The following is a 9,154-nucleotide window of genomic DNA, read 5'->3' as shown; positions in this document are numbered from 1 at the left end:
CGGGATACCGCCATTCTGTTTGGAAACAAACAGAATGCTATCGCTGCATAGTTGAACAGTGATGTTCAGCAGTGTTCAGCGTAAATGTATCAGCTGCCTATTGCAGCATCAAAAAAAGAAAGTCTTCTAGGTTGGTTAGGAAGGTCAGCACCTCAGCGGTTGTTCGTTCTTCATCTGGGGCTCCCAACTGGACGGCCTGTTGAATCAGCTCTCGAACCGGCGTTGGTCCTTGAAGCAGTGGCGCCAACCAGCTCACTTTCTCGGCAGGGATGCTGATCCGCCTGTGGGTGGCTCCTGTCCACTGCGTTTCGTAGGGCCGCTTCTCTTGCAGGGCTTTGCTGTACTCCTGGCGAAAGCGGGGGTTGTCCATCAACAGGGGATTGAATTGTACGGATCCCAACAGCCAATCTTCGTCGCTCCAGGGCAGCACCGGCGAAGAGCCGGCATGCTCCGCCCAAAAGTCGATGAGGCGATGGACAGGGCGAAGGAGTTCATACAGATGCAGCCGCTCCATGATGCTGAGGGTTGCCAACCGCTGCCGCACAAACTCAGGCACCTCTTTAAACAAAGACTCCACCGACCAGTCGGGCCTATCCACCAAGCTCAAAAAGCTCAACCCCGCCTGCTGCAACATGCGAAACAGGTCGGGGATCGTGAACCCCTTGTCGTTGGAGACTAGGTAATTATTCATAATGACCGCATCTTCGGCATAGTTGGCCGGGTTCCAGAACACCGCCTGGGCCACTTCTTCCCGAAGGGATCCCATGAACTCCCGCACATTCTTGGCCCCTACTGCTGGCGGAACGTCAAATTGCCCCACCTTTTGCAACCCCTCTTGCAGGCGGAAAAACACCTGCCGTTGGTAGCGGCTGTGGAGATTGGCCCGGATGATGCCATCGGGCTTGAGGACATTTTTCATGGCCCGCAGGCCCTCGGTGGGATCCTCCAGCAAATACAAAACATCATTGAGGCTAATGAAATCAAACTGGATCCCCAGACGCTCCAGCTCCAGCAGATTGAGGACATAAAACTCGGCATCTGCGAAGCCGTGGTGGCGCAGGCGTTCCTCGGTAAGCTTGACCGAAGCCGGAGACAGATCACAGGCAACAATCTGGGCCCCTGGATTGGCCTCGGCCATCATCAACGTTTCCCAGCCGGAGCCACAGCCGGCATTCAACAACACCTTGCCCTCTGGCGGGACGATGGTATGGGTGCGCAGGTACTGAGCCGTGGTATAGCTCATCTTGAACATCTCCGGCAGGGCGTTGCGGGCCGTCTGCGAGAGGGGCACATTAGGGTAGGGCAGAGCCTCGTAAAGGCTCAAGGCTCGTTCCGAAGCGGAGAGGGCAGAGCTGGCCATAGGCAGGGGAAAGGCTCAACGGTTCAATTTATGATTGAGTGTAGCCCTGGTCGCGACAGCCTCAGGGATCCGCGAAGAACTTGCCATGACTGCTGCTTCCCTGCCCCGTCGCCGCTCTCGCTTCTCCCTGGCAGGCACTCTGGCCGCCGTTGGGGGAGCGTTTCTGTTTGGGATCCTGGTGGTGCGGCTGCAATTGCCGATGCTGGAGCGGATCAATCTGGGAGAATTGGAAAATGCCGAGGCCCGCAAAAACCGCAACATTGCCCTGGCCAATACGCTGGGGTGGCTGGGCTACCGCAACTTGGGGGCTTCCTGGCTGTGGCTGGAGCTGATCCAGTACTACGGGGATGCACCGGCTCGCACCCTGACTGGCTATGGCCTGGCCTACGACTACTTCGATCACATGCTGCGGCTGGATCCCCATTTCCTCTTGGGCTACCGGCTCTCTAGTTTGGTGTTGGCCTATCGGGCCGGCCAGCCGGAAAAAGCCGTCGAGATTTTGGATCGCGGCTTGCAGCAGTTCAACCCCCAAAACAACCCTGACGCCTGGCGACTCTACGTGGATCGTGCTCTACTTAACTTTATGTTTCTGGGGGACGCGGAAGCGGGCCGCACCGATTACTACCAAGCTGCTGCCTGGCGAGAGCAGGTGGGCCTGCCTGGAGATGAATTTCGCCAGTTGGGGGATAACATCGCCCGCAGTCCTCTCAGCCGCCGTTCCCAATTCGATGTTTGGCTGAGCGTGTTTAACTCCACCACCGACCGGGATACCCGCCTGTACGTCCTGGAACAACTGGTCCAGTTGGGTACCGTGCTGCAAACGCTGCCTACGGGGGAGATCGAGATCCTGCCCCCTCCTCTGCCCGACTTCCCCGACGAGGAACCCTATCGCTTGCGCCTGTGATTTGATCCGGGGGACAAAGATTGCGCCTTATGGCTGTGACGTTGCCCCAAAAGGTGAGCTAAACTCTAACCCAAATTAAGCCGACCCCACGAGCCGACTCTTCGAGAGCCGCAGCTTTTCGTGGGAGAGGTTCGCTTTTCCGACGTAGGGAGCAGCTGGCTCTGTTGCCTTTGCCAGGGAAGAGCAGCAGCCAGCCTCACGGCAATCCCCAAGGACGCTCTGGGATTCCGGTTGGTTCCCGAAACTTCCCTATCTTATTATTTCTTAACTTTTGTTCTTGTTCTGCACAATAGGAGTGACCCCCATGACCTCAAGAACTTCCCTTCTGATGACTGTGGCTGTCCTTTCGGGCAGTTGGCTTGTTCTTCCGGCGGCAGCACAATCTTCCGGGACGGCCCGGGTGCGGTCGGTGGTGGATGGGGATACCTTCTGGGCGGACTTGAACGGCAGGCCAACCCGTTTCCGTCTGGCCTATGTGGATGCGCCGGAGCTGACCCAAGGGCGCTGGGGGCGGCTATCCCAAGAGGCTCTGCAAAACTTGCTCCCGACGGGATCCCTGGTGCAGGTGGATACCCTCTATGTCACACCGGAAGGGCTTCACATTGCCCAGGTGTACAACGCCGATGGTTTGGTGAATTTGGAGATGTTGCGCCAGGGTCAGGCGGTGGTTTACGAGCGCTTTTTGCACGGGGCCAATCGGCAACGCTACCTAGAAGCTCAAGAGGCGGCCCAAGCGGCGCGGTTAGGCTTCTGGCAGCAACGCAATCCGGTGATGCCTTGGGAGTTTCGGGAGACGGCCACGCAAACCTCGGCCTTTGCGGGGGTCAATGTTTTGGATGGTTCTTTGATTCGTGAAAATCCGGCGGCAGCTGCGGGTGTGGGGATTGCTACTGCGGTGGTGATGGTGGGTCTGAGCAAGGTGCTGTGGAGAAAGCCCAGCCGACAGAGGGTGAGCATCCGGCAGATGGAGCGGGATCTGAAACAATTGCAGCGCAGCCTGACCACAACCCTGGCCAGTCGCAAGCAACTGGAACGGCGGTACGACGAAATTTTGCAAAAGGCCGAAGATTGGTTTGTCAGGGCTGAGAAAGCCAGCCAACAGAACCAGGATGACCTTGCCCGCGAGGCTTTGGTTCGGCGCAACCAGCACATGAGCGCAGCAGAAGCGGTTCGCAAATCTTTGGATGAAGTTGAAGCACAGGTGGCAACCCTTCGCGAAGGCATTTCCCGCCTGGAAAGCCAGATCTCGATGGCCAAGCTGGAGCGGGAGATGAACAACTGACGCGAACGCAACCATGCCCAACTCCTCTTTTGCGTCTTTTGCGCTAGAGGAGGGGATCTGCGCACTTGGGCTAAGGCAAGGAGGGGGGCAGGTTTTGCAGGATGGTGCGGACAACTGCTGCTGAGTTGAGCGCTGCTGTTTGAAAAAAGCTCAAGAAATCCGTATCGTCCCCTGCATCGCTGACCGAGCGCACCAGCAAACAAGGGATCCCGGCTTCTTGCGCTACTCGCACCACGGCTGCCCCCTCCATCTCCACCACCAAAGCGCCGGTGCGTTCTCGGATTTGTCGGCGTAGGTCTGCGTCGGCCACAAACACATCGCCGGTGGCCACCAAGCCTTGATGAATGACGGGATCCCGGCCTTGTAGGGGGTGGAGAGGGATCCGCTCGGGGTGGGCCACGATCAGGTCGTAGAGAGCGCTATCGGCCTCGGCCAGTGGGTGGCGCAGCTCTGGGATAAAGTCGATCCCCAAAACAAAGCCCTCTGGACGCCCGGTGCCGAAGTCGTGCTCGATCGCCGCATGGGCCAGCACCACATCTCCCATGTGCAGGTGATCGGCCAAGGCCCCGGCCACACCGGTAAAAATGATCCCCTGCAAAGGGAAATGGGCCACCAACAAAGCCGCTGTGGTTGCCGCCCGCACCTTGCCCACCCCACCTTGTACCACCACCACCGGTTGCCCCGCCAGGGATCCCTGGTGGAACTGTCGCCCCAGATGGGTATGGATGGAGCAGGTTTCCATTGCTGCGGTGAGCATGGCCACTTCCTCGGGCAGGGCTCCAAGAATGCCGATGGCTTTCTGGGGGGGATGAGATGGAGATTCCATAGAGCTTCCCTCAGGTTCTTCGAAAGACTTTTGAACAGGCTCTCTCTCCAGTTGGCGGGGGGGATCGCTTGCCCTCACCTGTCCGGCCACTTAGTGAACCATTGCCAACGGTTTCATTCTCGCCTGAGTTGAGGATCCCAAAGCGATGACCGGATAGGTCGGAGTCTTAGGCGGTATAGCGGTATAGTTGAGGTGGTTGGATAGGGAATAGGGGGAAGACCATGGTCTACAGTGAGCCGCTCATGAGCACCTTTAACCCTTCGCCAGAGGTTTTTCCAGAGTCCGTTCGCTACGTTGAGGTTGTCTCGGCGGTGGTTTCCAGCCTCAAGGAGGATGCCGCCTACGAGAACCACGAGCAAGGTCACACCTGGAAATTCACCTACGGCACGGCAGAAGTGTTCGTCCATCTGAGCGGCGAATCCCCAGAAGACACTCTTTTGGTATGGTCTCCCGTTCTCTCTCTGCCGGTGGCAGAACCGGCCAAGCTGATGCAGAAGCTCCTGGAGAAGAATTGGAGCGACACCCTAGAGGCGCGCTTTTGCATCTGGAACAACCAGGTGGTGCTGAACCACTACCGCACCTTGGAAGGGATCACAGCGGGCGAAATTTCCCGGGCCATCACCATTGTGGCCAGCTTGGCCGATGAATATGATGAGCCCCTCCAGGCGGAGTTCCCCAAAGTTTAAGGTCTGGCTTTGCCAGGATGGGATCCCAGGGATACTGGCTCCCCTACCGCGTGGCCTCTGGGGCCCGGCAAATGGAGCAGGATGCCTGGCTTCTGCAGCGGCTGCGCCATGACCCTCACCCCTGCCTGCGCTTTTATGGCTGGGATCAGCTTACCCTCTCGCTGGGACGGCACCAGGTTTGGCCAGATCCCCTGCCAGGGATCCCGATTGTGCGCCGACCCACGGGGGGAAGGGCGGTGCTCCATCAGGCGGCTGAGGATGCAGCAGAGCTGACCTACAGCTTGGTGTTGCCCCTTTCTTACTTGCAAGCCAGGTTGCCCAGTTTGCAGCGGGCCTGGGTGTACGACTTCTGTTGCCGCTTTTGGGTGCAGGGGTTGGCGGAGCTGGGCATTGCCATAGATGAGCCCGCTTTTGCTCACGGCCGAAGCCACCGGGATCCCGGCTACCGCAACAAGACCAGTTGCTTTGCCTCCCGTACCCGTGCTGACTTGAGCTGGCAGGGCAAAAAGCTGATGGGCAACGCCCAACTGTGGCAACCTTGGGGGATCCTGCAACAGGGATCCCTCCTATTGCAACCCAATCTAGAGCTGTGGGAACGGTATCTGCCCGGCTCGCAGGTGATTGGTATCTACGACATTTGCCCCACGGCGCCAGGGATCCCTGCTTTGATCGAACATTTTCTCCAGGCCGCCCGGGAGTGCTTTGAAGTGGAATGGCAAGAAGAAGCCTGGCTCCCTTGGCCGGACTGAGGGCCGGTTGCTGTTAACAATTACTAGCAACAAGAAGCGGCTTGTCTCAACCGTTCCCCAACTTCCCTCTCTCCCTGGGAAAAGGACTGCCAGTCTAGCCGAGACAGCTGTGCTAGAACCTAGGCAGCGCTCAGCCAGGTAAGCCATGCCGAAAGTTTGGGCGGCAGTTTTGCTAGTTGTATTCCTGCTGCCGCAGCCCGCTTGGGCCATTACCCTTGAACAAGTGCCCAACCCCCGCCGTCAGTATGGAGGGTGGGTTTCCGATACCGCCAACATCCTCAGCAGCAGCACCGAAAACGAGCTCAACCGTCTTATCACTCAGCTTGAGCAGCGCACCAGTGCCGAGATGGCAGTGGTTACCGTGCCGAATACTCAGGGATATGCAACACCAAAAGACTTCACCACGCAGCTATTTAACTACTGGGGGATCGGCAAGGCAGGCCAAAACAACGGGGTTTTGTTTCTCATCTCGGTAGGGGATCGGCGGGTGGAAATCGAAACGGGCAGGGGCCTGGTCGCTATCCTCCCCGACAGCCGAGTCCAGCAGATTATCGACCAGCAGATCCTGCCTCGGTTTCGCAATGGGGATTTCGATGGCGGCACTCTGGCGGGGGTGCGGCAGTTGACCTCGGTGTTGCAGGGCCAGCCCGTTGCCAATGTTCCTGCGGCAGCTTCTGGAGTTACCACCTCAACGATTGCAACTTCTTCTGGGGCAGTGGCCCAGGGCATTGATTCTTCCCTGGTGGAAGGGATCCTGCTGCTGCTGGGGATCATCATTTTGGGACTGGGGTGGCAGCGCTCTCGCATGCCCGTCTCTCTAAGGGCTGAGCGAGGGGGAAGACAAGTCCTCTCCCTGACACGCAGAGATCCAAGAACAGGTGCTGTGCTCTCTTCGGTTCAGAGCGACCCCATTCGTCTCTTCCTCTATTCGGGATCCCTCTGCCTTGGCGTGTTCCTAGGATTGTCCAGCGGCAACTGGCTGGGGTTCGCTCTGCCGGTTGTGGCTGCTATGGCCACTGACGGCACCTTGGGCCGGAAGCGTGGGATCCCTTTTCAGCCAGTGGTCTGTCAAGCCTGTGGTCGACCCATGCGCCCAATCCAGCCCCAGCTTCTGGATAAGTACCTTCCCCAAGAGCATCGCCTGGCCAGGAGCCGCGGCAGAGCTCGCTACTACGGCTGGTTTTGTCCTACCTGTCAAGGAATAGCTGTGGTTGTGCGCGAAGGCACGCTCTCCCGACACCTTTACTGCCCTCGGTGCCAAGCCCTCACCCTCGACCTCACCACACAGGTTCTCAGGGAAGCCACCTATTCCTCTAGCGGCTTGAAGCTGGAAATCCTGAGCTGTCCTATCTGCGGGTACCGCAGCGAGCGAGAGGTGGTCATCCCCGAGCTCAGCGACACAGACACAGATTCAGACTTCGGTGGAGATTCAGACTTCGGTGGCGGCAGCAGCGGAGGTGGCGGAGCGGGCGGCAGTTGGTGAGACCCAACTCTAGAGATTTCTCTATCGATCTGAAAAAGGAGTCGGGCTTCTCTTAAATCCGCCAGGACAGTACAGTGGTAAGGGAGCAGCAATAGAAACTGGCTAAGGACGGATCTCTCATGACCCTCGGAGAAGGCGTACAACTGGTTACGTTTGTGGTGCTATCGGCGATGGCCATTGGCTTCGCGCTAGGCGTGGTTTGGGCCCCCAGCATTGTCTATTCCGGTTTTCTGCTCGGGGGCGTTTTCCTGAGCATGGCCGGGTTGTATCTCCTCTTGAATGCCGATTTTGTGGCCGCAGCCCAAGTTCTGATCTACGTCGGCGCGGTTAATGTGTTGATCCTGTTTGCCATCATGTTGGTGAATCGGCGCTACAACTTTGCTCCTCTGAAGCTGGGCTGGCTGCGCAACGGAGTGACGGCGGTGGTCTGTTTGGGTCTGTTTGCCCTTCTAGCCGCGATGGCTTTGAACACCCCTTGGCCGCTGCAGCCGATCCAACCTTTGAGCAGTGTGTTGGTGATCGGCGGCCACTTCTTCAGCGATTATCTTCTGCCTTTTGAGCTGGCTTCTGTTTTGCTGCTGATGGCGTTGATTGGGGCCATTGTCTTGGCGCGGCGGGAGTTTGTTCTTCCCCAAGCCGGAGAAGGGGATCTGAGCTTGCTGGAGCGGGCCCGACCCCAGCTTGAATCAGAGTCAGAACGACCGGCAGAGCTGGTGAGCACCCGTTGAAGCTACCTGCTCTCGATCACAAAATCCAGAGTTTTCCCAGTGCCCTTCTCATTGCGTATCTACTGGAGCCTATCGCGATGTTGCAACTGCAGTTTTTCTTGGTGGTGGCAGCGGTTCTTTTTTGTATTGGCATCTACGGCCTGATCGTCAGCCGCAATGCGATTCGCGTCCTGATGTCGATTGAGCTGATGCTCAATGCGGTGAACCTGAACTTCATGGCTTTCTCCAACTTTGTCGATTCAGCGATGATTCGCGGCCAGGTGTTCTCGGTGTTTGTCATCACTGTGGCGGCTGCCGAGGCCGCAGTGGGCTTGGCCATCGTGCTGGGGATCTACCGCAACCGCGCCACTATCGATATGGAGAGCTTTAACTTGCTCAAGTGGTAGACTTTTTCGATTGTTTAGTTTGTATCAAGGCAAGACTGGCTAATTCAAGTGAAGGCCAGAATGCCTGAGTAGAGCAAAGCTCCCAAAACAGGCAGGAAAACCAGCAGACCCAGCCAGCGGGATTTATTCAGGCGGGGTGGAATGGCAAAGATCACCCAGATACCGAAGATCAAGTTGACTAGGGGAATGAAGAAGAGGATCACCCACCAGCCGGGTTTACCAGCAGCTCGACACATCACCCAGATGTTAGCAATCGGGATCCAAGCTAACCAAGCATTCGGCACGTTTAGCTTCTCTCCAATCACCATTAAGGTGTAGCTAAAGAAGGCGTAAAGGGCAACGGCAGTCAGCCCTGGTAAAAGCTCATCCATCGTGACCCTCCCACATATTTGATATTTGCGAATGTCAACTCACTTGTCTCCAGCGTCTCTTTGGTGTCAGAGACAACCCTCGAATCTATACAGCTATAAGGCCAAACCGCAAGAAAACCAACTTTCCAAAGCTGTTCAGGAGCTACTCTGATCCCGCCCACAAAGTTAGCCAAAAGGGATCCCGTTGTCCAGACTTATCTGTCAAGTTTCATCAAGAATTCTGTCAAGTTTCATCAAGAATACAGATCTGACGAATAATCTCTCAAGCACGGGGGGGCAACGGCGGGCATTGGATCCCGGGAACCAGGGATTCCAGCAAGCCGCTACAGGCATCCCAGAGCAGCTCGATCACGTAATGGAATCCAGCCTCACCCCCGTA

The 9,154-nt window shown here is 57.3% G+C and carries 10 protein-coding genes; 7 read left to right on the top strand and 3 right to left on the bottom strand.

Annotated elements, in window-relative coordinates:
* Positions 1–97 precede the first annotated feature (97 nt).
* Positions 98–1,360 carry a class I SAM-dependent methyltransferase gene (locus tag ACVWZJ_RS13970; RefSeq protein ID WP_457396462.1) on the bottom strand — a complete coding sequence of 421 codons (1,263 nt, stop codon included), beginning with the start codon at positions 1,358–1,360 and terminating at the stop codon, positions 98–100.
* A gap of 85 nt (positions 1,361–1,445) precedes the next feature.
* Between ACVWZJ_RS13970 and ACVWZJ_RS13965 the strand changes: the two genes are divergently transcribed.
* Entirely contained in the window at positions 1,446–2,264 is an 819-nt protein-coding gene (locus ACVWZJ_RS13965; RefSeq protein WP_071818156.1) for a hypothetical protein, read from the top strand.
* Positions 2,265–2,592: 328 nt separating this feature from the next.
* Positions 2,593–3,546 (top strand): PspA/IM30 family protein, encoded by a 954-nt coding sequence (locus ACVWZJ_RS13960; protein ID WP_238376937.1) that lies wholly within the window; start codon positions 2,593–2,595, stop codon positions 3,544–3,546.
* A gap of 70 nt (positions 3,547–3,616) precedes the next feature.
* Here ACVWZJ_RS13960 and ACVWZJ_RS13955 read toward each other — a convergent pair whose 3' ends face one another.
* A complete protein-coding gene (locus ACVWZJ_RS13955) occupies positions 3,617–4,372 on the bottom strand; it encodes a 5'-methylthioadenosine/adenosylhomocysteine nucleosidase (protein ID WP_011432907.1) in 756 nt (251 codons plus the stop codon).
* Positions 4,373–4,593: 221 nt separating this feature from the next.
* On the opposite strand from ACVWZJ_RS13955, the gene ACVWZJ_RS13950 reads away from it, so the two are divergent.
* The 5 genes from ACVWZJ_RS13950 (at position 4,594) to nuoK (ending at position 8,404) form a co-directional block, all read left to right on the top strand.
* Positions 4,594–5,058 carry a YbjN domain-containing protein gene (locus ACVWZJ_RS13950; RefSeq protein WP_011432906.1) on the top strand — a complete coding sequence of 155 codons (465 nt, stop codon included), beginning with the start codon at positions 4,594–4,596 and terminating at the stop codon, positions 5,056–5,058.
* A 17-nt stretch (positions 5,059–5,075) separates the two neighbouring features.
* Positions 5,076–5,807, top strand: a complete 732-nt coding sequence (locus ACVWZJ_RS13945; RefSeq protein WP_011432905.1) for a lipoyl protein ligase domain-containing protein — start codon at positions 5,076–5,078, stop codon at positions 5,805–5,807.
* Positions 5,808–5,952: 145 nt separating this feature from the next.
* Positions 5,953–7,290: a TPM domain-containing protein gene (locus tag ACVWZJ_RS13940; protein WP_238376936.1), complete on the top strand. Its 1,338-nt coding sequence runs from the start codon at positions 5,953–5,955 to the stop codon at positions 7,288–7,290.
* Positions 7,291–7,409: 119 nt separating this feature from the next.
* Positions 7,410–8,018, top strand: coding sequence for an NADH-quinone oxidoreductase subunit J (locus tag ACVWZJ_RS13935; protein WP_011432903.1), 609 nt, complete (start codon positions 7,410–7,412; stop codon positions 8,016–8,018).
* Between the two features lie 80 nt (positions 8,019–8,098).
* Positions 8,099–8,404 carry an NADH-quinone oxidoreductase subunit NuoK gene (nuoK, locus tag ACVWZJ_RS13930; RefSeq protein ID WP_041437244.1) on the top strand — a complete coding sequence of 102 codons (306 nt, stop codon included), beginning with the start codon at positions 8,099–8,101 and terminating at the stop codon, positions 8,402–8,404.
* Positions 8,405–8,448: 44 nt separating this feature from the next.
* On the opposite strand, the gene ACVWZJ_RS13925 is transcribed toward nuoK, so the two are convergent.
* A complete protein-coding gene (locus tag ACVWZJ_RS13925; RefSeq protein ID WP_457396461.1) occupies positions 8,449–8,775 on the bottom strand; it encodes a DUF5684 domain-containing protein in 327 nt (108 codons plus the stop codon).
* Positions 8,776–9,154 lie beyond the last annotated feature (379 nt).

This window comes from Thermostichus sp. OS-CIW-29, from assembly GCF_054058195.1.
This window is presented reverse-complemented; position numbering and strand designations above follow the sequence as displayed.

Excerpts from the sequence above, each read along its gene's own strand:
- ACVWZJ_RS13970 (WP_457396462.1), bottom strand. The coding sequence starts at position 1,360 with ATGGCCAGCTCTGCCCTCTCCGCTTCGGAACGAGCCTTGAGCCTTTAC.
- ACVWZJ_RS13965 (WP_071818156.1), top strand. The coding sequence starts at position 1,446 with ATGACTGCTGCTTCCCTGCCCCGTCGCCGCTCTCGCTTCTCCCTGGCA.
- ACVWZJ_RS13960 (WP_238376937.1), top strand. The coding sequence starts at position 2,593 with ATGACTGTGGCTGTCCTTTCGGGCAGTTGGCTTGTTCTTCCGGCGGCA.
- ACVWZJ_RS13955 (WP_011432907.1), bottom strand. The coding sequence starts at position 4,372 with ATGGAATCTCCATCTCATCCCCCCCAGAAAGCCATCGGCATTCTTGGA.
- ACVWZJ_RS13950 (WP_011432906.1), top strand. The coding sequence starts at position 4,594 with ATGGTCTACAGTGAGCCGCTCATGAGCACCTTTAACCCTTCGCCAGAG.
- ACVWZJ_RS13945 (WP_011432905.1), top strand. The coding sequence starts at position 5,076 with ATGGGATCCCAGGGATACTGGCTCCCCTACCGCGTGGCCTCTGGGGCC.
- ACVWZJ_RS13940 (WP_238376936.1), top strand. The coding sequence starts at position 5,953 with ATGCCGAAAGTTTGGGCGGCAGTTTTGCTAGTTGTATTCCTGCTGCCG.
- ACVWZJ_RS13935 (WP_011432903.1), top strand. The coding sequence starts at position 7,410 with ATGACCCTCGGAGAAGGCGTACAACTGGTTACGTTTGTGGTGCTATCG.
- ACVWZJ_RS13925 (WP_457396461.1), bottom strand. The coding sequence starts at position 8,775 with ATGGATGAGCTTTTACCAGGGCTGACTGCCGTTGCCCTTTACGCCTTC.